The organism is Achromobacter maghribensis, from assembly GCF_057334215.1.
The window spans coordinates 95,961-118,803 of the sequence record NZ_JBHFII010000044.1 but is presented as its reverse complement, the minus strand read 5'-3'; the positions used below and the strand labels follow the sequence as shown (position 1 = coordinate 118,803).

The following is a 22,843-nucleotide window of genomic DNA, read 5'->3' as shown; positions in this document are numbered from 1 at the left end:
ATGCGGCGTTCCCGAGCGCGCGCCGGGAACGCCGCTTGCTTGCTGTGGGGGCAGGTCCGGTTAACGCCGGGCCCCTCACCCAAAGGAGTTAGCCATGAATCTGTCCAGAACCGTTTGCCCCGCTATCGCGCTGTGCCTGTCCGCCCTGGCGTTCCAGGCCTCCGCGCAAACGACCTCCGTGCGCAGCAATGACCAGATCGACAACCAATACAAGATGGACAAAAAGGCATGCGACGGAATGAAGGGCAACCAGAAGGACGTGTGTCAGCAGCAGGCCGAGGCGGCGCGCGACAAGGCGAAAGCGGATGCCAAGGCGGGCAAGGAAAAGGCCGAAGCGAGCCATGACGCCGCCAAGACGCGCAACGATGCCGACTACAAGGTGGGCAAGGAAAAATGCGACGCCATGTCGGGTAACGCCAAGGACGCCTGCATGGCCGAGCTGAAGACGCGCCACGGCAAATAAGCCGGCGGCGCGTGGCATCGCCCCGTGCCGCGCTGGCCGGGGCGGCGCCTAGGTCGCGTCACGCGCCTCGCTCGATCCATCTTCGCCTGGCAGGATATAGCCGGCGGCGGCGTATTCCTCAAGCCGGTTGTAAAGCGTCTTGGGGCTGATGCCCAGCATCGCGGCTGTCTGCTTCTTGACGCCATTGCAACGCGCCAGCGTCGCCAGGATCAGACGCCGGTCGGCTTCGGCCAGCGTTTCACCGACGGGCACGCTGACCTGGCTGGTCGGGGCATCGCCGCTTGGCGACACATGCGGCGCCAGCATGTCGACATTCAGCACGTCGCCATCCGCCATGATGAAGGCGCGCCGCACGAAGTTCTTCAGTTCACGCACATTGCCCGGCCAGTCGTACTGCGCCAGGGCGTCGGCCGCTTGCGGCGAAAACACCTTGTTCTTGCCGGTCTCCTGGTTCTGCGCCTGCAGGAATCGTTGAGCCAGGAACAGGATGTCGTCGCCGCGATCCCGTAGCGGCGGCAGCTCGATGGGAAACACGCTTAACCGGTAGTACAAGTCTTCGCGCAGCTTGCCCTCCTGCACGGCCTGTTCAGGATTGCGGTTGGTGGCGGCGACGATGCGGATGTCGCAACCGATTTCACGGTTGGTGCCGACCCGCATGAACTGCCCGGTCTCAAGTACCCGCAGCAGCTTCACCTGCAGGTCCAGCGGCATCTCGGTGACCTCGTCCAGGAACAGGGTGCCGCCGTCGGCGCGTTCGAAATAGCCCTTGTGCTGACGGTCGGCGCCCGTGAAGCTGCCGCGCTCGTGCCCAAACATTTCGCTTTCGATCAGATTGGGGGAAATCGCGCCGCAGTTGACCGCAATGAACGGCCGCTGACGGCGCGGGCTGAGCTCGTGGATTGCGTGGGCGGCCAGCTCTTTGCCGGTGCCGCTTTCCCCGATAAGCAAGGTCGTGACGTTGGTGGGCGCCACCCGTCCAATCTGACGGTACAGCGCCGTCATGCACTCGGATGCGCCGTATAGCTTGCCGAAGCGCCCGGCTTCCTCGAACGGCATGCCCGGCAGATCTCCGCCCGCGTTGGCCACCACCCTGCTCAGGATGCCGTTCAAGCGTTCCATGCAAATCGGCTTGACGAGAAAATCGGTCGCGCCCAGGCGCAATGCCTGGACGGCGTAGTCGACCGTGCCGTGACCCGTCATCACGACGACTTCGGCGCTGGCCGCGGCGACATTCTTGAAGATGTCCATTCCGTTGCCGCCCGGCAGCCGCACGTCGGTCAACACCAGGTCGGGCGCCTGCCGTTCAAGCTGTATCAGCGCGTCCTTGACGCTGGCCGCGACCGCTACCGAGAAACCGCTGTCGCGGCCCATCTCGGCAAGGGTTTCCCGTATCGCGTCGTCGTCATCGACGATCAGCAAATGAGGCATAGCTTCTCCGTATGGCGGTGCGCGGCACGATGTCGGCGCCGCGCATTGACATGAAATTGAGAATAATCAGTCTGGCGTCGACAGACGTAAACAATCGATACTGTCCACTAAAGTTTTCGAATACTTGCAACTGGTCGCATTCGTGCGGCGAGCGGGCTACTACGATAAATAGATCGCGACTAGGCCTGACGGGCCGAGGTAACTGCACATGGCAAACCGCACCACCACTGGGCGCGAGGATGCGATTGCGTCCTCCGCCGCTCCGATGGACATGACCGGGCTGTCGCCGGTCATGCAAAAATTGGGCACCCAGGTGCGACTCGCTGCGTCCACGGACGCCAGCGTCTTCATCGTGGGAGAAAGCGGGGCCGGCAAGGAAATCGTGGCGCGCGCGATCCATGACGCCAGCGAACGGCGCAGCCACCCCTTCGTCGCCGTGAACTGCGGCGCCATCAGCGGCACGTTGGCGCATGCCGAACTGTTCGGCCACGAAAAAGGCAGCTTCACTGGCGCGTTGGCGCAGAACGCCGGCTACTTCGAATACGCCAGCGGCGGCACGCTCTTCCTGGACGAGGTCACCGAGATGCCGCCCGACATGCAGGTGCATTTCTTGCGCGTCCTGGAAGCCGGGACGTATCAGCGTGTCGGCGGGTCCGATCTGCTGCGCGCCAATGTGCGCATCATCTGCGCCAGCAACCGCGACCCCGCCGCCTCAGTGGCCGATGGCCGGCTGCGCCAGGACTTCCTGCACCGCTTGCTGGTCATCCCACTCCGCGTGCCGCCGCTGCGCGAACGCGGCAGCGATGCACTGATCCTGGCGCACCGGTTCCTGGACACCCTGAATGCGCAGCACCGCACACAGAAGACGTTTTCCAAGCAGATGCTGGACGCGATCCAGCAACACGACTGGCCCGGCAATGTGCGGGAACTGCGCAACGTGGTGCAGCGCGCCTTCATTCTCTCGGATGCGCAACTGAACACCGACCTGCTGGCGCGCGCGCCGGCCCGCCAGCGGTCGGAAATGCGCGACGGCGCGCTGAGCTTCCCGGTGGGCATGCCGCTAGGGCGCGCGCAGCGCGAGTTCATCCTTGCCACGCTGGCGCATCATGATGGCGACAAGCGCCTGGCCGCGGACACATTGGGCGTCAGCCTGAAAACGCTCTACAACCGGCTGGACGTGTACGACAAGGAAGGCTTGGCGGACCGCTGAGCAGTTCTTACCGTCGGCTTGTAATAGCGGCTCCGCCCGCGACCGCGCGTCTCCCCGATACCCGCCCGCAAACCCACCTGGCACGGAGTTTGCTTGAGTATCAAGGATGCGCCGCCGTCCGGCGGCTCCCTGGCAAGGAGACTCGATTGGGCCACCCTACGCAAGAATTGCGCCTGCGCCAGCAGATGACGCTGGCGCCCCGACTGCAACAGTCCGTCAAGTTGCTGCAGATGTCGGCGCTTGAATTCACGACCGCGGTGGAGCATGCGCTAGCCACCAATCCCTTTCTGGAAGATGGCGACGACCAAGACGCCGATCCGGTGGAAATCGGACCGGACGCCAAGCCCACCAGCCATGGCGACCCGGTCGATGCGCCGGCCGAACCCACCCCGACGAGCGCTGCGGATGGCGAAGAGCCGCCGCCCGATGCGCCCGCCTATTCCGGCGATTACCCCATGCCGTCGTCGGGATCCGGCGAAGGCAAGGATCTGGGGCAATGGGCCAGCGCGTCGCTGTCGATGCGCGAACGCCTGTCCATGGACCTGGGCAATTACCACCTGGAACCGCGGGATCGGCTGCTGGCCGAGTTCATCATCGACGCGCTGGATGACGACGGGTACCTGCGTGTGCCGCTAAACAGCCTTTGCAGCCCGGATCGGCCCGAGTTCAATCCCCCGCCCGATGACGGGGAATGGACGGCGGCACTGCGCCTGGTACAGCAGTTGGATGCGCCGGGCCTGGCCGCGCGCGACCTGACGGAATGCCTGACGCTGCAATTGATGGCCTCCCGGACGGTGGACGTTTCCACCCGGGATCTGGCGCTGCGCATCGTGCGCGAGCACCTTGACCGTCTGGGAAAAAACGACTGCATCGGACTGCGCCGCGTGCTGGATTGTTCTGACGAGGCGCTGCGCGACGCCTGCGCGCTGATCCGCAGCCTTGACCCCAAACCGGGTTCCCGCTATAGCGCCGAAGCCCCCGTATACGTCGTGCCCGACGTGTTCGTGGACAAGTGGCACGCGCGTTGGCGCGTCCTGCCCAATCGCAATGCGATGCCGCAGGCGCGGCTGCACCGCACCTACGCCGACCTGTTCCGCCGCGCCCGCCTGGATGACCGCAGCCCCATGGCCCAGGAGCTGCAAGAAGCGCGCTGGCTGGTGCGTAACGTGGAACAGCGGTACACGACGATCCAGCGTGTCGCCGAAGCCATCGTCAAGCGCCAGCAGACCTTTTTCGAGTATGGCGAAGTGGCATTGCGACCCTTGATGCTGCGTGAAGTCGCCGACGACCTGGACATGCACGAATCGACCGTATCCCGCGCCACCGTCGGTAAATACATGGTGACGCCGCGCGGCGTATTTGAATTCCGTCACTTCTTTTCCCGCGAGCTGGCCACGGAATCGGGCGGTTCGTGCTCGGCCGCCGCAGTGCGTGCGTTGATCAAGGAAATGGTCGACGCCGAAGACCCGGCGATGCCGTTGTCGGACGTGGCGCTGACTCAGCAATTGGCGGCCAGCGGCATCTTGCTGGCGCGCCGCACCGTGTCCAAGTATCGGGGCCAGCTGCGGGTGCCGCCGGCGGAACTGCGCCGCCAGCACTAAGCCCCCCGCTCGGTGCGGCCACGCCGGGGTAACTCGGTTGCACGCAAAGAAGGCTTCCCGAGGGAAGCCTTCTTCGTTGCCAGCAGGCTTACGGCGATTACTTCGAACCGCCCGTGTTCGGGTATCCAGGAGGCGGCGCAGCACCAGCCCCCGGCGTGCGCGGAACATTATCGTTGGCCTCGCGAGGACGGTTAGGCGTTTCATCGGAGTGTTTCTTGCCCGACGACATGCTGCCGCCATGTTGCGTTGAAGGCGCCGTCGTCCCGGAAGGCGGGGTTGCATTGGGTGCTGGCGCCATCTGCCCCGGCGGCAAGGGGCGGTTCGGCTGGGCGGCAGAGGCGTCGTTCGGCGTGGAAGACGGCGTGGTCGGACTGGCCGACTGGGCCAGCGCCGCGCCTGCGGACGTCAAGCCTGCCAGGAGTACGAAAGCGCAAGTCATGGCACGAGTTTTCATAGTCAGGCTCCTTGGTTGGAAAGCATGGACCTGTTCGCAAGCCCCGTTCCCGTCCCACAGGCGCCCAAGCCGCCCCGCCTGCCCTGCGCAATCGCCACCCCGAACACCTTGAAGGGCATTTTTTACCTGCCGTTGCAACACTGCCATCCCGTTGGCCTATCCCGCGCCCCCCGCCCGTGCTTTCCGGGATTCAGCCAGCATGCGCTGCACGCGTTCGCCCAGCGCATCCAGCGAGAACGGCTTCACGATCAGTTCCATCCCGTGCTCCAGGAAGCCGCGGTCATGCGCGGCGCTTTCGGCGTATCCGGTCATCATCAGGACCCTCAGCCCCGGATGGGCGGCCCGCGCGGCGTCCGCCAACTGGCGGCCGTTCAACGCCGGCAAGCCCACATCCGTCACCAACAGGTCGATACCGGCCGTGCCCAGCACCAGCTCCAACCCGGCCTCGCCATCCGCCGCAGTCAGGACATGCATGCCCAGGTCAGCCAGGCATTCACGCACCATGTCGCGCACATTGGCATCGTCTTCCACCAGCACCACGACGGACGGCTGTCCGACGCCCGATACAGGTTGCGCGGTCAACTCATGCCGTGTAGTGGCATCTGGCGCGCCGTCGTACCGCGGCAATAACAGCCTGACCGTCGTACCCTTGCCCACCTCGCTCTCCAGCGTAGTCACCCCGCCGGCCTGTTTCGCAAAGCCGTAGATCATCGACAGACCCAGGCCGGTGCCTTCGCCCAACGGCTTGGTGGTGAAGAACGGATCGAAGGCGTGCGCCAGCACGTCGGGCGCCATGCCGCAACCTTCGTCGGTGATCGACACCTGCACGAAGTCCCCCGGATTCATGCCGGGAAACTGGCGCAACAGCCCAGCATCCAACGATCGGTTCAACGCGGCAACCGTCAATGCGCCGCCATTGGGCATCGCGTCGCACGCATTGATCACCAGGTTCAGCATGGCGTTCTCGAACTGGTTCTTGTCGCACCGAACCGTCCACAACGCCGGCTCCAGATCGAAAAGCAGCCGCACGCGTTCGCCGGTATAGCGGTGGAACAGGTCGGCCATCGACTGCAGCGTGGACGCCACGCTGAAGGGTTTCGGATCGATGGGCTGGCGCCGCGAGAAAGTCAGCAACCGCTGGGTCAGATGCGCGGCGCGGTTGGCGGAATCCATCGCCACGTTGATGAAGCGTTCCGCCTGCGCCGGCGTGCCGGCATCGAGCTTGCGCTTGATCAGGTACAAGGCGCCCGTAATGCCCTGCAGCATATTGTTGAAGTCGTGGGCGATGCCCCCCGTCAAGCGCCCCACCGCTTCCATTTTTTGCGATTGCCTCAACGCCTGCTCGGTCTCGCGCAGCATCTCGGCCTGCACCTTCAAATCGGTATCGTCGCGGCCAGTCATGTACAGGCTGTCTTGCGACCACGACATGCTCCAGGTGATCCAGCGATAGGTGCCGTCGCGCCCCAGCAGCCGGTTCTCCATATGCCGCACGGCTTGCGCGGGGTCGGCGTGCGACGCCTGCGCCATCGCGGCGCGCGTGGCCGCCTGATCGTCCGGGTGCACCAGTTCGGCCAGCCCCATAGACAGGAATTGCTCAGGGCTCCAGCCCAGGATCGGCCGCACCGCGGGATTAACACTGACGAAGCGCTCGTGCGCATCGACGACGGCAAGCAGTTCCGGCGACAACCGCCAGATGCGGTCGCGCTCCGCGATGGCGTCTTCGACGCGCTGCTCCAGCGTCCTCGCGTACTGCGAACGCTCGACGGCGCTGCACATGCGCTCCGCCACTTCTTCGATAAAGGCCAGATCGCCGGCCTTGAGCCGGCTGCCAGCCTGTGGCCGCACCAGCAACGTGCCGCCGTACCGCCCCCAGCGACGCATCGGCACCACGATCGCGGATGGCCGAACCTCGCCCTCCTGATTCGCCACCAGCGGTTGCAGGTAGGCGGTGCGGCCCTTGCGCAACGCGTCCTTCAATTCTTCGCCCAGTTGCTCGGGCGTCAGCGGCTGCGCCTTGGACTGTTCGGTCTCGGAGCGCCAACAGGTTGATAGCGTCACCGTCGCGCCGTCGTCCCCGGGCCAGTCCGCCACCGCTACAAGGCCAAGCGCCAGATGCTGGCCCAGCCCCTCGCAGGCGGCATACTCGATTTCGGACTGAAGATGCAGTTCACGCATTCGGTCGCCCAGCGCCAACAGGAAATTCTTGCGATGCTGCCCTTCCCATAGCTCGGTTTCGGCCGCCTTGCGCGCCGTGACGTCCAGAAACAACGCCATCATGCGGTCGGCGCCGTCTTTACGCGCCCGGGCTTCGTACCAGGCATGCTTGGGCCCGGGCACGGCGAACTCGAACTGAGCCGGTTCGCCCGTTTCCACCACCTGGGCAAACGCGTCCATGATCTGGCTGGGGACGCCGGGTATCATTTCGCGCAGCGTATGGCCCAGCGTATCGCCTTCCCGCATGCCGCTCTGGCGCTCGAAGGCCGGATTCACCTCCAGAAAGCGGAAGTCCACGATACGGCCATCGCCATCCCGCAGCGCCTCGCTTAAAAAGAAGGCCTCTTGCATGCCGTCGAACATGGCACGCCAGCGCTCGCCGCTATCACGCAGCGCGGCGTCGGTCAGGTGTCGCTCGATGGCCAGCGCGGCGCTGCGCGTCACCAGCGCGATAGCGTCGATATCGTCGGTGGAAGGTGAGCGTACCGTGCTGTAGTAGTTGGAAAACACGCCCAGCAAGCGTCCGTCGGGCGCCTTGATCGGCGTCGACCAGCACGCCCGCAGTCCTTGCGACAACGCCAGATCGCGCCAGCGCTCCCAGGCGGGATGCGTGGCGATGTCTTCCACATACACGGCGGTTCCTGCATGCGCCGCCGCTCCCCACGATGCCATATGCGGCCCAATGGGCGTGCGCTGCACGGCCACATTGAACGCCGCCGGCAGGCTGGGCGCCGCGGCATGCAGCAGGAACGTCCCGGTATCGTCGATCAGCGCGATCGCCGTACACAATTTCACGCTCGATTGCGCCTCGATGGCGTGCAACACATGCTCCAGGACATCCGGCAATGGCATGCCCGCGGCAATGCGTTGCAGCATGATGCGTTCATCTTCCAGACGCGCCAGCGTATCCGTCCAAGGGAGCGCAACGCGATCCTGTTTCTTCAACATGTCTGCCCCTTTACCAGTACGTACTGTATTGCGGGGCCCCGCCGACGTACCGAAACGCTCGGTAACGCGACGCTACCGTTCCTGCTCGAGCACCGGTTCACCGTCCAGGCGCAGGGCATTCAGCGCTTCGGGCTTGTCGACCAGCACGCATTGCTTGCCGGTGCGGGCGCAATGATCCTTCACCCGCCAATAGGCGCCGTGGCTGACGCAGCCCGTCTGGCAAATGACCAGATCCGCCGCGATCAAACTGGCTTCCAGCGTCGCGCCGTCTGCATCACCCTGGCCGCTGTGACCCAGGTAACGGCCTCCGGCAAGTTCAACGACCTTGCGCGTCAGCATCAGCGCCAGCGCATCTTCGCCCACGCACAGCACCGACTTTTCGCGCAGCGCGACGGCCATGACGGCTGGCTGCGGCGCTACCGGCTCGGCAACCCGCTCCGCCGGACGCGCCCTGGCCTGGCTGGCCCGGTCCTGCCAGGCCAGCCGCTCACGCATGAGGCATTGGATGCGCTCCATCAGTTGCGTGACCCGGCGTGCCAGCGCCACCCGCTTGGGCAATCCCGGTATCGACCCTTCCAGCGCGCGGTGGTCTTCCCGCGCCCAAGCCAGTGCCGTGTCGCGCTGGATGACCGCGGCGCGCAGGCACATCGCTTCGGCTTCCAGATGCAGAATGCGCGCCGCCTGTGTGCTTAGCAACTGGCTGCAATGCGATTGCGCCTGCCCATAAGCGGCAAGCAGCGCCGCATGTTCGCGCTGCAAGTCATGGCGGTCTGGAAAGGAGGATGTCATCGCGGGCCTCGGAGTGAAATAAGCGCCCGGCGCGCCGCGTGCGCTACCGCCCCCGCAACGCGCGACCTGGCATGCGTGCCATTATAAATGAGAATGAGTACGTTTTAATATTTGAATTGGGTTCGCGACCCGCACAGGGAAATCCATAGCTGACGCGCCCCGGTCGCTTAAATATGATCGACTGACGCTACCGGCACGCAAGCCCCTCCCGGGCTTGGAATAGACGTTCCCACGAGGACGCCACGCGCCCTTTCCGCAGCGGCGGCGGCCGACGTGCGGAATCAACGAAGTCAGGGACGCCCGATGCCGAAATCCAGCGAACTTCTGCGCGATATCCACGAAACGAACATGATGTATTTGCTGCTGCTGCAGCGCTTGGCTCGCACCGGCAACGCCGACGCCATGGCCGGCCTGCAGGTCTCGCAGCAAGCCTGCCAGTGGCTGGCCGCCCTATCGCGCGACGACTTGGCGAAAATGTCGCGGTGCAGCGTGTTGTTGGCGAAGCTGGATCTTACGCCGCACCTGTTGTTATCGGCGCTTAGCCAAGGCATCGATGTCACGCTGGCCGCCCGGACAGCCGCCGCGCCACCTGAACCGCACGTGGCGGGGATGCCTTAGCCTTCTGCCGGTTCCAATGCGTCGTGGCAACAGACGCAGAGCTTGTTGCCGTCGGGGTCGCGGAAATAGGCGCCATAGTAGTTCGCGTGATACTCGGGCCGCAGCCCGGGCGGGCCTTCGCACGTTCCGCCCAATGACAGTGCCAGGGCGTGGCAACGGTCCACCGTTGCGCGGTCGGCAGCCATGAACGCGGTCATCTGCCCATTGCCGGGCGTCGCGGCATGTCCGTCGTGCGGCGCGCTGATCACGAAACGCGGCCTGTCGCCTTCGGCCGGCTGCCACCCCGCCCAGGGATGCTCGCGGTCCAGGAATCTGGGACGCAATCCAAGCGCCTCGGCTTGCGCGGAATAGAAGGCCAACGCGCGCTCGAAGTCACCGACGCCAATGCAAACGTGTGAAAACATGGAGCCTCTCGATAATCAGTGGGTTTCCGCGATTATCCCAGTTCCGCGCTTCACGCTGCCACTCGTGCGCCATGCCAGCCCTGCGCTGATTAGCAACGCCAGCGCCAACAGGCCGCCCGCCATGGCCGCAACGCCGGGCCATTGGCTGGTGGCCCAGAAATGGCCGCCCCACGCGCCCAGCACGCTGGAGCCCACGTAATAGACCAACAGGTAGAGCGACGCGGCCAATGCCTTGTAGCCGCGCGCCATTTGTCCGACCCACCCGCTGGCCACCGCGTGCGCGGCAAAAAAGCCGAAGGTGAAGAGGACGATCCCGGCGACCAGGATGGGCAGCGAATCCGACAGCGTCAGCAGCAAGCCAGCCAGCGCCAATCCGGTGGCGGCGCACAGCATGGCCCCACGGCCATGGCGGTCGGCCAGCCGGCCGAAGAACGTGGACGCGAAGATGCCCACGAGATACACGACGAAGATGAAGCCGATAAAAGTCTGGCTGAGCGAGAACGGCGGCAGCAACAACCTGAAGCCGACATAGTTGTAGAGGGTGACGAACGCGCCCATCAACAGGCCGCCCATCGCGAAGAGCGCGCAAAGCGGGCCATTCTTCAGATGTGCGCCGACGCCGGCGCGCACGTCTGACGCCACGCCGGCCCAGCCCCGCCCGCGTTGCGGCGTGAAACGGCGCGAGGCCGGTAACAGCCAGACGAACAGCACGGCCGCGATCAGGCCCAGCAAGCCCAGCGTTCCCATCGCCGCGCGCCAGCCGAAGTGATCGGACACCAGGCCGGTGATGACGCGGCCCGACAAGCCACCGAAGGCGCTGCCGCTGATATACAGGCCCATGACGAAGCCCAGCGTATCGGGTTCGACCTCTTCGGCCAGATAAGCCATGGCCACCGCGGGCACGCCGCCCATCGCAACGCCCTGCAACGCACGTAGCGCAAGCAGGCTGTGCCAGTCTGGCGCCACGGCGGCGATCGTGCCCAGCACGGCCGACGCAAAAAGCGATAACGCCATCACGCGCTTGCGCGGCAAGGCCTGCGAAAACAGGCCGACGAAAAAGATGGCCACGGCAAGCAGACCGGTACACAGCGACAGGACCAGGCTGCTTTGCGCGGGCGACACGCCAAACGCCTGGGTGAACATCGGCATCAGCGGCTGCACGCAATACAGCAGGGAAAATGTGGAAAAGCCGGCGGCGAACAACGCCCACTGGGCGCGGCGCAGCCCCGGCGTGCCCCGCGCGAGATAGGCAGTGGGGGCTGAAGACGAAGGATCGACGGTGGCGCTGGACATCAGGATTCTCGGAATGGCATCGGGCGTATGGCCCGCACACTCAAAGTAGACTTTTCGCCTTCATATGTCCAATATATTAAACTTACACACCCTATACTTTAAAACGATGGAACTCCGTCACCTGCGCTATTTCACCGCCGTGGCCGAAGAATTGCATTTCACCCGCGCCGCCGCTCGGCTGGGTATCGGGCAACCGCCGCTCAGCCAGCAGATCCAGCAGCTGGAACGGGAAATCGGCACGCCGTTGTTTCTGCGGCTGCCGCGCGGCATCGACATGACCGAGGCCGGCGCCCAGTTTCTGGAGGATGCCAGGGCCATCCTGGCCAGCGCCGACCGTGCAATCGATACCGCTCGCCGCCTGGGCCGCGGCGAACGCGGCGCGGTCACGGTCGGATTCACCGCGTCAGCGGTGTTCCACCCGTACCTGCCGCGCGCGATCCGCGCTTTTCGCGACCGCTATCCCGATGTCCGCGTCACGCTCACCGAGAGCAACACCATTTCGCTGCTGCGCGGCTTGCGGCTGGGCGAGGTCGACGTGGCCTTCGTGCGGCCTCCCTATTTGTTGGACCCGGAATTCGAATCCGAGCGTGTGCTGGACGAACCCATGCTGGTCGCCCTGCCTCCCGACCATCCTTTGAGTGGCCTGACCAGCGTGCCCGTCTCGGCGCTTGCCGATGAGGACTTCGTCCTCTATCCGCGCCCCATCGGCGCGGGGCTGTACGACGCCATCCTGTCCGCTTGCCAGCGGGCGGGCTTTGTTCCACGGGTGATTCAGGAGGCGCCGCAGATGGCCTCCATCGTCAGCCTCGTCGCTGCGGGCGTCGGCATTTCGGTGGTGCCGGCAGCCATGCGCCACATGGGCGCCGAAGGCATTGAATACCGCCCTATCGAAGGCGACGCCCCGCACGCCCTGCTGGACATGGCCTACCGGCGCCGCGACCGTTCCGTCGCCGCCGTCAACGCCGTCGACATGCTGCGCCGGCTGGCTCACCCCGAACGCGCGTGATCCCCGCCACGCGCGCCGACACGGTATTGCCCTGTCGCTTTTGAAATCTTCTGTAAAGCCGCGACCAAAGACGCAGAGTAAATTGACGCGCAATCGGTGATCCGTCCCTGAACAGGGCCGCAGCCTTGCCGAAACAACCTTCCTACAGGTGACTTAGTGCGACGTACTCTTCTGGCCCTGGCCATCGCAACGATTCCCGGCTTGGGCGTAGCCGCCGGGCTGGCTTCCTCCATTGGCGCAGTGACGGTCTATCAGGACCGCGCCGTGGTGACCCGGTCCGCCAGCAGCGAACTGGCTGCAGGCGAACATGAACTGGAGCTTGAGAACCTGCCCGTCTCGCTGCAGGCAAACTCGCTGCAGGTATCAGCCAAAAGCACCGGCCAAGCCTCGTTGCTGGACGTCAAGGTGCGTGACGCCTTCCAGACCGATACCGCCAACGAACGGGTCCGCACGCTACAGGAGCAGATGCGCAAGCTCGAGGCCCGGCAAGCCGAACTGGATGATGAAGCCGCGGTGCTGGACAACCAGCGCGAACTGGTCCTGATGATGCAGCGCGGTGCAACCGAACCCGCGAAGGAAGGCGCCCGCCTGACGCTGGACGAGCTGAAGGCGATCCAGACCCTTAGCGCCGACACCCTGGGCAAGACGCTGGCCAGCCTGCGCCAGGTCGCCGAACGCAAAGCCGTACTGGAACGCGAGATAGAGGCATTGCAAGGTCAGTTGGACATCATGCGCGGCCAGTTAAGCCGCCGCAGCAAGACCGTCACGCTGCGGATCAACCTCGCTCGCGCGGGCAAAGTGGACCTGGCCGTGTCGTATGCCGTGGGCGGCGCCCGCTGGGCACCTGCCTATGATGCGCGTTTGCGCCCTGCGGACCGCACGGTGGATCTGGGTTACTTCGGCGTCATCAGCCAGAACACGGGTGAAGACTGGAAGAACGTCAAGCTTACGTTGTCCACCGCCCGGCCTGCGCTGGGCGGTGGCGCCCCGACGCTGCAGCCGTGGATCATCGATGTCGCCGCTCCGCCCCCGCCGGCTCCCCCGCCCCGCCCCTCGGCCGCGCCCGCGCCGATCAGCAGCGAAATGACGATGAAGCGATCACGCCCCGCGCCCCAGGGCCAGGCCTATGCCGACGCCGCCATGCCCGAACCGGTGGCCGAGGCCATGGAGGTGTCTACGGCGCAGATGCAAAACGACGCCACCAGTGCATCGTTCCAGATCAAGAATCCGGCTACCGTTGCTTCGGACAATTCGTCGCAGCGCGTGGCGATCACCACCGCCAAGCTGCCGGCCACGCTGCAATACCAGTCCACGCCCGCGCTGCGCGAAGCGGCCTTCCTGACGGCGCTGGCCAGCAACAACACCGATTTTCCGTTCCTGGCCGGATCGTTGAACACCTTCCTGGACGACGCATTCGTGGCCTCGAGCCGCATCAAGGCGGTCATGCCGGGCGAAAAGGTCGAACTGGCCATGGGCGCCGACGATGGCATTTCGATCAAACGCCAGCTAGTGAACCGCTTTACGGAAAGCACCGGCTTTTCGGGCAGCGGCAAACGCGTGACCTATGAATACAAGATCACGGTCAAGAACAACAAGGCCACCAAAGAGCAGGTCGTGTTCAAGGACCGCCTGCCGGTTTCGCGCAACGAGAAGATCGTGGTCAAGCTGTTGTCGCCGGCCGACCGCGAAGTCAAGCGTGAAGAAGACGGCAAGCTGGCCTGGGAATGGGAACTTGAGCCAGGCAAATCGCGCGAGACGGTGCTGAAGTTCTCGGTGGATTATCCGGGCGACATCGACGTATCCGGTATCTGAATTCCCGAAAGGTGCCCTAGCGCATCTGGAACGCTTCCTGGTGAAACAACTGGCGCACCGGCATTCCCTGCCGGTGCAGTCCGTCTTTGAGTGAATCGGCGAAGCCTGTCGGTCCGCAAAACCACACACCGGGCCAAGGCGTTCCCGCCACGCGGCCAGCAAGCAGGCCTGCTGCCGTCAGCGGCCCTTTCTCGTCGCTGTACCACACATGCAGCGTCACGCGCGGAACCTGCGCACAAAGGGTCTCCAGCGTTTGGGCAAACGGCGCCTCGGCCGCATTGCGCGCGCAGTAGTACAAGGTGGCCTGCGGCGCGCGGTCCGGCTCGGCCTGCAACGATTCCAGCCACGAGATGAACGGCGTCACGCCAATGCCGGCGGCCACCCATATCTGCGGGCGGCCGTCATCGCGCAGCAAGTCGAAGCAGCCATACGGCCCTTCCACCGTCACCGCCTGCCCCACCTTCAGGCTGGTTTGCAGGCGGCGGGTGTAATCGCCCAGCGCTTTGATCGAAAACCGTACGCGCCCCGTGCCGTCGTCGGCGCCCGATACCGTGAAGGGATGCGCGCCTTCAAGGCGGTTTGCCGTCAGGAAGGCGAACTGGCCGGCACGATGGCGCCAATCGCCTTCGACCTTACAGGTAAGCGACAGGATATCGTCCGACAGCGGATCGACGGACAGTACCGTCGCCCGGTGGCGCCGGGCCCGGCCGATGTTTCCGGTCAACGCCCAGAGCGCGCACGCACTGCCCACGGCCGTCGCCACGGCGACGAGCCATCCCGCGGGTTGCACCCACCACGTGGCGGGCGTCAGCACCACGCCATGAAACGCCGTCACCAGGAACACGACGGCCGCTATGCGATGGATGTGGCGCCACAGGTGATAGGGAAACCGTCGCCATAGCGTAAGCGCCACCACGATCACCAGGATCCAGACCGCCCATTCCCCGATGTCCTTGGCGGATCCGCGGAACACGTCCAGCCAGGCAGCCGCACGGGGCGTCTTGGCGACCGGGTCGAACGCCATGAGCAGCAGCGGCTTGCCAATTTTGATCAGATAATGCGCCGCGGCAAGCGCGGTCGCCAGGATGCCGCTCCATTTGTGCAGCCGGTACATCTTGTCCAGGCCGCCCATGCGGGACTCAATCCACTGCGGGCGTACCGCCAGCAGCATGATCAGCGCCATCAGTGCGTAAGCGCCCAGGCCCGTCAACAGGATAAGTTGATCGCGCGCGGTCCAGATCGTGAAGCCAGCCGGCGGATGGGTCCAGAGCGTGCCTGCCCAGGCCAATAGGGACAACAGCAGGACGGCGCCAAGCGTGCGTCGCATTGGTTCATTTCTCCAGGGAAAGCCCGAGCACAGCGCCCATGGTAGCCCCGTATGCACCCTTATACGTCCGTATTCGCCCCGAATTCGACGCGGCGCGCTTAGGCATTGATCGTCATCAATGCCCGGCCGCGCCGGTGAGCCGGCGACCCGCCTTCCGCTTCAGTGCCGGCGGCAGAATTCGACGAACGCGTCGGTGTCCAGCGGAACCGACAGGCCGTAACCCTGCGCGACGTCGCAGCCCAGCTCGCGCAGCAACTGCACGTCGCGGTCTTGCTCGACCCCTTCGGCCACCACGCGCCGCCCCAGCACGCGGCCCATCTCTATTGCCGCCGCCACCACCGCGCGCGACGCCGCTTCCCGGTGCATGTGCACGATGAAGTCGCGGTCGATCTTAAGCTCGGTAAACGGCATGGCCGAAAACAGCCGCATCGACGCAATGCCCGCGCCGAAATCGTCCATCGCCAATTCAAAGCCCCGTACCCGCAGCAGGTTCAGCACCGACGACAGCGCCAGCCAATCATTGACGGGCTCGTCCTCGGTCAGTTCGATCTTCACCAGCCGTGCCGGCAATCCCGCCTGCGCCACACGCTTTTCCAGCAGCGTGGGCAGGTCCCGCGTGCACAACGTGGACGACGACGCGTTGATGGCAATCGGCACCGCGATGCCCTCGGCATGCATGCGCTGCAAGACCTCGATGACGCGGTCCACCACCCGCAAGAACAGCATCCGATCCATGCCCAGGCGGTGCGCGGCGGGCACGAAGTCGACCGCGGAAATCGGCCCCAATTCGGGGTGTTCCCAGCGGGACAGCGCTTCAGCCGCCAGCACTTCACCGGTGGCCAGGCTCATCTGCGGTTGCAGCACGACGCTCATGCCCACGCCGGTGATCAGGGCGCGTCCCAGTTCGGCCTCGATCACTTCCCGCCGGACCGATTGCAGGCGAGGCAAGCTCACGTCTTCGGCCGACAGCAGCGTGGTTTTGATCGCCTGCTGCATCGACGCGCGCGATACGGGTTTGGACAGGGCCTGCGCAGACGGGCAGCCCGCCTGCAACGCCAGCCGCACATGCGACTGCAGCAACTCGTCGCTCAGGCTGCTGATCCAGATGATGGGCGGCATGGCTTTGAGCCGCCCGACATCGACCAGCCGCCGCAGCTCATTGGGCAAATGGGTGCCGTCGCCATCGCCCATGACGATGTCGCTGATCACCAGGTCGTAGAACTGGCGGCCCAGCGCGCCGACGGCTTCGGTGCTGCTTCCCACGCCAGCGACCCGGCGATGGCCCAACGCCAGCAGCATGTTCTGCAAGTAGGCGCGCTCGACCGGGTGGTCTTCGACCAAGAGAATCCGTCGAGCGGCTGCGGCGTCGGTTTTAGGCATCACGTTCCGTCCTAGCTTATAGGGCGGGCCTTTGCAGGCGGCCGCTTGAAATCCCTAGACTCCATCCTACGGCATCTAACGGCGATCTGTCGTCATTGGCAACGGGTTAGTGCCATTTCGGTGCCGATAGACGTAGGTTTGAGGGCGTCTACCGCCGATAGGTCCGGCCCGTTGCCGTCCGGCGTGCCCGCCATCGGCCAGACGGACGCCACCGCCCGGCGCACCTGCCCGCCGCCAGTGCGATAATGGCCGTCTTTACGCATCTACGGCACGGAGCATCCCCTTGACCCGCATTGACGACCCCCAGCACGACCGCGAGGTCGGCACGGCCGACTCGACCCAGGACAACACGCGCACCGACGACACGCGCATCAGCGCCGTGCGTCCGCTGATCTCGCCCGCGTTGCTGCAGGACGAACTGCCCGTTTCCCCCGCCATCCAGACGCTGGTGGAAGCAAGCCGTGCGCAAATCGCCGACGTCCTGCACGGCCGCGACGACCGGCTGCTGATCGTGGTCGGTCCCTGCTCGATCCACGATCATGGCCAGGCCATGGAGTACGCCCGTCAATTGCGTGCCGCCGTGGACCAGCACCAGAAAGATCTGCTGATCGTCATGCGCGTCTACTTCGAAAAGCCCCGCACCACCGTCGGCTGGAAAGGCTATATCAACGATCCGCGGCTTGACGGCAGCTTCCGCATCAATGAAGGCCTGCGCCGTGCCCGCGAACTGCTGCTGGACATCAGCGGCCTGGGCCTGCCCATTGCCACTGAATTCCTGGATTTGCTCAGCCCGCAGTACATCGCTGACCTGATCGCCTGGGGCGCCATCGGCGCGCGCACCACCGAAAGCCCCAGCCACCGGCAACTGAGTTCGGGTTTGAGCTGCCCGCTGGGCTTCAAGAACGGCACCGACGGCGGCGTGCAGATCGCGGCGGACGCCATGGTGGCCGCCAGCGCCAAACACGCCTTCATGGGCATGACCAAAATGGGCATGGCCGCCATTTTCGAAACGCGGGGCAACCAGGATACGCACGTGATCCTGCGCGGCGGCAAGCAAGGCCCCAATTACGACGCGGCCAGCGTGGACGCCTGTTGCGCCGCGCTGCGCGCCGCCGGCCAACGCGAACAGGTCATGATCGACTGCTCGCACGCCAATTCCAACAAATCGCACCTGCGCCAGATCGACGTAGCCAATGACATCGCCGCGCAACTGGCCCAAGGCGACACGCGCATCACCGGCGTCATGATCGAGAGCCATCTTGAAGAAGGCCGCCAGGACTTGAAGCCGGGCCAGCCGCTGCGTCGCGGCGTGTCGATCACCGACGCCTGCCTGGGCTGGACCCAGACGGAACCGGTGCTGGAAACCCTGGCACTGGCCGTGCGCAAGCGCCGCGAAAAAAATCTGGCCTGACCACGCGGGTCAACGGCGCAAGCCGTAGGGCGCCGGGTCCATATCCGGCGCCTGTCCCGTCATCAGGCTGGCCAGCAGCTTGCCGGTCACCGGACCCAGCGTAAAGCCATGATGCGCGTGGCCAAACGCCATCCACAGTCCGGCATGCCGGGGCGCTGCCCCGATCACCGGGCGCATGTCCGGCATGCAGGGGCGGCACCCCATCCACGGTTCACGCTCGACCGCGGCGCCCAAGGGCAGCAATTGGCCCGCCAGCGCTCGCGTGCGCTGGATCTGGACAGGAGACGGCGGCGCATCGCGTGCGGCGAACTCGGCGCCCGTGGTCAGCCGCACGCCGAGCGTCATCGGCGTCACCACGAAACCGCTGTCGATATCCGCCACCGGGTGCGACAACGCCGCCCCATCTTCCAGCGCGAAATGCTGGTGGTAGCCTCGCTTGACCGCCATCGGAATGCGATAGCCCAGTGGACGCAGCACATCCGGCGACCACGGCCCAAGCGCCACGACCACATCCCGGGCTTCGACCAACCCGTCCTCGCCCAGCACTTGCCAGCCCTTGCCCGGCGCCGGCTTCAGACTGCGTGCGTCGCCGCGCGCAAAGTGCCCGCCTCGCTGCTGGAACAGCGCCGCATATCCCTTCGTCACGGCGCCCGGATCAGACACGTTGACCGGGTCCAGCCAATGCACCGCGCCCACCATCCGTGCCGACAACGACGGTTCCAGCGCCGTCAGCGCCTGGCGGTCCAGCACCCGGTAATTCAGTCCATAGGATGCCAGCGCGTCGGCTTCGGCGACGGCGCGCGCAAGGCCGGCTTCGGTGCGCACGCCATCGATCCAGCCATTGCGGCGGAACAGGTGCGAGACCTGCGCGTCGTCCCTCAATGCATCGTGCTCGATCACGCTGCGCTCGATCAGCGGCAGCATCGCGTCGGCCGCGCTGGCCAGCCGCGCCGGCGACGAATGCCACCAATAGCGCAGTAACCACGGCGCCACGCGCGGCAGGAAACGCGGGTGATAACTGACGTCGGGCGTGTTGTTTCGCGCATAGCGCCACACGCTGCGCCAATCGCGCGGAAAGGCATAGGGAATGACGCTGGCGCGCTCGATCAGGCCGGCATTGCCATAGCTGGTTTCTTCACCCGGGCCGCGTCGGTCCAGCAGCGTCACGGAACGCCCGCGCGCCACCAGATGCAGCGCGGTGCAGACGCCGATGATGCCTGCCCCAAGAACCACAACGTCTGTTTTCATCGCCCGGATTCTGCGCCTGCCGGACGTGTTCGGCAAGCGTCGGCAGGCGTAGAATTCCACGCGGCACTTGGCCGCTCCAGGACACCGACATGCCCCTTCCCTTGCTGCAACCCGTCACCCTTGAAGGCGACGTCGTACGCCTGGAACCGCTTACCGCCGGCCATGCCGACGCACTGGCCGCCGTCGGCCTGCATCCGGAACTCTGGCGTCTGCAACCCGAACCGGTCGCCACGGCCGAGGACATGCGCCGCTACGTCGACCGCGCCCTGATCGCCCAGCGCGAAGGCGCCTGCCTGCCGTTCGCCATCGTGCAGCAACGTTCAGGGGAAGTCATCGGGGCCACCCGTTATATGGATATTGCGCTGCCGCACAAGCGCCTGGAAATCGGCGCCACCTGGCTGACGCCAGCCGCCCAGCGATCCGGCGCCAACACCGAAGCAAAATTTCTGTTGTTGCAGCACGCCTTTGAAACAATTGGTATCATGCGCGTGGTGTTCAAGACGGAGCTTGGCAATGCGCAGTCGCGGCAAGCCATTCTCCGTCTCGGCGGCGTCGAAGAAGGTGTGTTCCGCAAGCACCTGATCACGCAGTCGGGCCGCACCCGCGACATGGTCTATTACGCCATCCTCGACAAGGACTGGCCGACGGTCAAAACGCGCCTGCTGGCGCGCATGCGCCGCCCGCAATAGCGTTGCGCGTTACGTTCTTTTCGCAGCCGGCCTCATGTCCCGCAAGGACCGGGGCCGTTACCGCAGGACCGGCGGGCCGATGGCGCCCTTTCCTTCCCCGCCTTTTTCAAGTCAGGTATGGACCCCTCTCCCCTCGTCCCGGCCGCATCTTCCCAGACGCGCCCAACCATTTTTCTCTACACCGAAGAACAGCGAGGCAACCAGTTGGTCGAATCGCCTGTAATCGGCATGCTGTCCGATGTCTCGGGCTCGGATAAGCTCGTGGTGGTGCAAGATCCGCACAGCGGTTTGAAGTTCATCTACCGTGTCGACCACGAAAGCAGCAACCTGGATGCCGCCGCCATTACCGAACAGGAGGCGGCCTCGTTCAACGGCAAAACGTCCGTGCAGATCAACGCCATGTCGTATCGGTTGGGCACCGTCGAGAACGCCATGAAACTGCTGCGCGGCAAAACGCAATGGATCCAGGACAAAGGCGCCGTGCTGTCGGTGTTGCTGCAGAACGCCGCCGCCCGCAAGACCCGGTTCTCGTCGGTACGCATCGAGCGCGACCGCATGCGCAAGGTGCCGCAAGGCGTGCCTGTGGAATACTTGCCTACATAAATCGGATGGCGCCAGCCGGGCGAGGCTTATCCACAATTTCTGTGGATAAGCCTGCGTGCGATGCACGACAGGCGGCCATTCAGGCGATGGCGCACGGCCTGCGCATTTTTTGACCAATCCAGCTTCCTGCCGCACGCGGATGTCATCCCACGAGTTTGGCGCGCCGCAGCAATCGGCGATGATGATATTCTCCGCAAGCGCGACGATACAAAACGTATCGCGCCCCGTCCGGACGTGCGCTCGCGCACCGCGGACTCCCCAAAGAAGATGCCGTAGCACATGACAAGAGCGAAAAGCGTGCTTGCCCTTGGAGCGCCTCGCGTGCAAGCGCGGGGGGATGCCGCGCCGTGACGATCATCCTTGTCGATGACCACGGAGACTGGCGCGACACCATCGCCGAATACATCCACGATCTCGGGGTGGATAAAGCGATCCTCACCGCCGGCTCGCTGGCCGAGCTGGACCAACTGCTGCTGACGGTGACGCCGGGCATTCTGGTGCTGGACGCCATGCTTCCCGACGGCGATGCGCTGACCCGCGTGTCGCATCTGCGCACGACCTACCCATCGATGGGCATCATCATGCTGACCGGCCGGCTGCTCAGCGAAGACAAGGTGTCGGGCCTGAGCCTTGGCGCCGACCACTATCTGACCAAGCCCGTCAATCTGGCCGAGTTGGGCGCGACGCTTGTCGCGCTGTCGCGCCGGCTGCGCGTCGTGCCGCCCGCCGCGGGCAACGGCCCGCAACCCGACGCCTGGCGTTTCGATCCGTCGCGCCGGACGCTGGTGTCGCCCGCGCAAGTCTGCGTCGACATCACCGATACCGAAAGCCGGCTGATCGGCGCACTGATCCAGGCCGCGCCGCTGCCGCTATCGCGCAGCCGCCTGGTCGAAGCACTGGGCGCCAGCGCCGACGCCTACGACACCCATCGGCTTGACGCGCACATGCACCGGCTGCGCCGTAAGCTGCGCGCGCAGGCCGGCGGCGACATGGGCATTCGCACCGTGTATGGCGTAGGCTACGTCTGCACGACGCCGGTACAGATCGTCGGCACCCTCAAGCCCTGACCCACCGCTTATGACGCTACCTATCCGCCCCCGCCGCTCCGTCCTCTATATGCCGGGCGCCAACGCGCGCGCGCTGGAAAAAGCCCGACACCTGGACGCCGACGCGCTGATCCTGGACCTTGAAGACGCCGTCGCGCCCGACGCCAAGGCGCAAGCCCGCGAACAAGTCGCGCATGCGCTTCGCATGGGCGGCTATGGCCGGCGCGAGTGCATCGTGCGCATCAACGCGCTGGACACGCCATGGGGCCTCGACGACATCAACGCCATCGCGCAGGCCGGCGCCGACGCGGTGCTGCTACCCAAAGTGCAGGCGGCCAGCCAGTTGGCCGCGCTGGCGCAGGCGCTGGACGCCGCCGGTGCGCCGCCGGATCTGCCCTTGTGGGCCATGGCGGAAACCCCTTTGGGCTTCCTGCGGCTGGACGCGATCGCAGGCGGCCACCCGCGATTGGCCGCCATCGTGGTGGGCACCTCGGACCTGGTCAAGGACCTGCACGCGCGCCATACGCCGGCGCGTGAAGAAACGCTGCTGGCGCGTTCCCTTGCCGTGATGGCTGCGCGCGCGCACGGCCTGGCCGTACTGGATGGCGTCCATCTGGACCTGCAGGACGACGCCGGGCTGGTCACGGCCTGCCGCCAGGGCCGCGATCAGGGCTTTGACGGCAAGACGCTGATCCACCCCAGGCAGATCGCGGCGGCGAATGACGCGTTCGCCCCCACCGAAGCGGAATTGGCCAGCGCCCGCAAGCGCCTGGACGCCTGGCGCGCCGCGCAAGCCTCGGGCCAGGGCGTGGCCGTGGTCGACGGCGCCCTGGTGGAAAACCTGCACGCCCAGGACGCCGAACGTTTACTGGCGCTGGCTGCGGCGATCGCGGGCGAGT

20 protein-coding genes are annotated in these 22,843 nt (G+C 65.4%); 11 read left to right on the top strand and 9 right to left on the bottom strand.

All coding sequences use genetic code 11. From position 1 onward, the window contains the following. Positions 1 to 94: 94 nt before the first annotated feature. Positions 95 to 463 carry a hypothetical protein gene (locus ACE039_RS18495; protein WP_105558669.1) on the top strand — a complete coding sequence of 123 codons (369 nt, stop codon included), beginning with the start codon at positions 95 to 97 and terminating at the stop codon, positions 461 to 463. Positions 464 to 511: 48 nt separating this feature from the next. On the opposite strand, the gene ACE039_RS18490 is transcribed toward ACE039_RS18495, so the two are convergent. After that, complete coding sequence (locus ACE039_RS18490; protein WP_485822998.1) at positions 512 to 1,891, bottom strand: sigma-54-dependent transcriptional regulator; 1,380 nt, start codon at positions 1,889 to 1,891, stop codon at positions 512 to 514. Between the two features lie 292 nt (positions 1,892 to 2,183). Here ACE039_RS18490 and ACE039_RS18485 point away from each other — a divergent pair, with 292 nt between their 5' ends. Continuing rightward, positions 2,184 to 3,101, top strand: coding sequence for a sigma-54 interaction domain-containing protein (locus ACE039_RS18485; RefSeq protein WP_233214198.1), 918 nt, complete (start codon positions 2,184 to 2,186; stop codon positions 3,099 to 3,101). A gap of 185 nt (positions 3,102 to 3,286) precedes the next feature. Further along, positions 3,287 to 4,702 (top strand): RNA polymerase factor sigma-54, encoded by a 1,416-nt coding sequence (locus tag ACE039_RS18480; RefSeq protein WP_485823169.1) that lies wholly within the window; start codon positions 3,287 to 3,289, stop codon positions 4,700 to 4,702. A gap of 97 nt (positions 4,703 to 4,799) precedes the next feature. Here the strand turns inward: ACE039_RS18480 and ACE039_RS18475 are convergent, their stop codons facing one another. From ACE039_RS18475 to ACE039_RS18465, 3 genes are all read right to left on the bottom strand, one after another. Continuing rightward, positions 4,800 to 5,156 (bottom strand): superantigen-like protein SSL4, encoded by a 357-nt coding sequence (locus ACE039_RS18475; protein WP_448709187.1) that lies wholly within the window; start codon positions 5,154 to 5,156, stop codon positions 4,800 to 4,802. Between the two features lie 156 nt (positions 5,157 to 5,312). Then, complete coding sequence (locus tag ACE039_RS18470) at positions 5,313 to 8,318, bottom strand: PAS domain-containing protein (protein WP_485822997.1); 3,006 nt, start codon at positions 8,316 to 8,318, stop codon at positions 5,313 to 5,315. A gap of 72 nt (positions 8,319 to 8,390) precedes the next feature. After that, positions 8,391 to 9,107, bottom strand: coding sequence for a DUF2325 domain-containing protein (locus ACE039_RS18465; protein WP_485822996.1), 717 nt, complete (start codon positions 9,105 to 9,107; stop codon positions 8,391 to 8,393). A gap of 303 nt (positions 9,108 to 9,410) precedes the next feature. On the opposite strand from ACE039_RS18465, the gene ACE039_RS18460 reads away from it, so the two are divergent. After that, positions 9,411 to 9,725: a flagellar transcriptional regulator FlhD gene (locus tag ACE039_RS18460; protein WP_485822995.1), complete on the top strand. Its 315-nt coding sequence runs from the start codon at positions 9,411 to 9,413 to the stop codon at positions 9,723 to 9,725. Here ACE039_RS18460 and ACE039_RS18455 read toward each other — a convergent pair. Together ACE039_RS18455 and ACE039_RS18450 are read right to left on the bottom strand one after the other, a co-directional pair. After that, positions 9,722 to 10,129, bottom strand: coding sequence for a VOC family protein (locus ACE039_RS18455; protein WP_485822994.1), 408 nt, complete (start codon positions 10,127 to 10,129; stop codon positions 9,722 to 9,724). The genes ACE039_RS18460 and ACE039_RS18455 overlap by 4 nt on opposite strands. 15 nt (positions 10,130 to 10,144) lie before the next feature. Next, positions 10,145 to 11,422 (bottom strand): MFS transporter, encoded by a 1,278-nt coding sequence (locus ACE039_RS18450; protein WP_485822993.1) that lies wholly within the window; start codon positions 11,420 to 11,422, stop codon positions 10,145 to 10,147. Between the two features lie 106 nt (positions 11,423 to 11,528). Here ACE039_RS18450 and ACE039_RS18445 point away from each other — a divergent pair, with 106 nt between their 5' ends. Further along, positions 11,529 to 12,428, top strand: a complete 900-nt coding sequence (locus ACE039_RS18445) for a LysR family transcriptional regulator (protein ID WP_448709181.1) — start codon at positions 11,529 to 11,531, stop codon at positions 12,426 to 12,428. A 156-nt stretch (positions 12,429 to 12,584) separates the two neighbouring features. Continuing rightward, on the top strand, positions 12,585 to 14,240 hold the full coding sequence (locus ACE039_RS18440) for a mucoidy inhibitor MuiA family protein (protein ID WP_485822992.1): 1,656 nt from the start codon (positions 12,585 to 12,587) through the stop codon (positions 14,238 to 14,240). Between the two features lie 16 nt (positions 14,241 to 14,256). On the opposite strand, the gene ACE039_RS18435 is transcribed toward ACE039_RS18440, so the two are convergent. Both ACE039_RS18435 and ACE039_RS18430 read right to left on the bottom strand, forming a co-directional pair. After that, the gene (locus tag ACE039_RS18435; RefSeq protein ID WP_448709179.1) at positions 14,257 to 15,567 is read right to left on the bottom strand and encodes a ferredoxin reductase family protein; all 1,311 of its coding nucleotides are present in this window, start codon (positions 15,565 to 15,567) and stop codon (positions 14,257 to 14,259) included. A 159-nt stretch (positions 15,568 to 15,726) separates the two neighbouring features. After that, positions 15,727 to 16,947, bottom strand: a complete 1,221-nt coding sequence (locus ACE039_RS18430) for an EAL domain-containing response regulator (RefSeq protein WP_310028471.1) — start codon at positions 16,945 to 16,947, stop codon at positions 15,727 to 15,729. Positions 16,948 to 17,230: 283 nt separating this feature from the next. Here ACE039_RS18430 and ACE039_RS18425 point away from each other — a divergent pair, with 283 nt between their 5' ends. Then, positions 17,231 to 18,358, top strand: coding sequence for a 3-deoxy-7-phosphoheptulonate synthase (locus ACE039_RS18425; RefSeq protein ID WP_105558165.1), 1,128 nt, complete (start codon positions 17,231 to 17,233; stop codon positions 18,356 to 18,358). Positions 18,359 to 18,367: 9 nt separating this feature from the next. On the opposite strand, the gene ACE039_RS18420 is transcribed toward ACE039_RS18425, so the two are convergent. Next, positions 18,368 to 19,606, bottom strand: a complete 1,239-nt coding sequence (locus ACE039_RS18420) for an NAD(P)/FAD-dependent oxidoreductase (protein WP_448709177.1) — start codon at positions 19,604 to 19,606, stop codon at positions 18,368 to 18,370. 89 nt (positions 19,607 to 19,695) lie between these two features. Between ACE039_RS18420 and ACE039_RS18415 the strand changes: the two genes are divergently transcribed. The 4 genes from ACE039_RS18415 to ACE039_RS18400 form a co-directional block, all read left to right on the top strand. Beyond that, on the top strand, positions 19,696 to 20,295 hold the full coding sequence (locus ACE039_RS18415) for a GNAT family N-acetyltransferase (RefSeq protein ID WP_485822991.1): 600 nt from the start codon (positions 19,696 to 19,698) through the stop codon (positions 20,293 to 20,295). Positions 20,296 to 20,412: 117 nt separating this feature from the next. Beyond that, positions 20,413 to 20,898 carry a hypothetical protein gene (locus ACE039_RS18410; RefSeq protein WP_105558168.1) on the top strand — a complete coding sequence of 162 codons (486 nt, stop codon included), beginning with the start codon at positions 20,413 to 20,415 and terminating at the stop codon, positions 20,896 to 20,898. A 347-nt stretch (positions 20,899 to 21,245) separates the two neighbouring features. After that, positions 21,246 to 21,965 (top strand): response regulator transcription factor, encoded by a 720-nt coding sequence (locus tag ACE039_RS18405; RefSeq protein ID WP_485822990.1) that lies wholly within the window; start codon positions 21,246 to 21,248, stop codon positions 21,963 to 21,965. Between the two features lie 10 nt (positions 21,966 to 21,975). Beyond that, positions 21,976 to 22,843 (top strand): HpcH/HpaI aldolase/citrate lyase family protein (locus ACE039_RS18400; protein ID WP_485822989.1); only part of this gene is annotated, 868 nt, incomplete at its 3' end.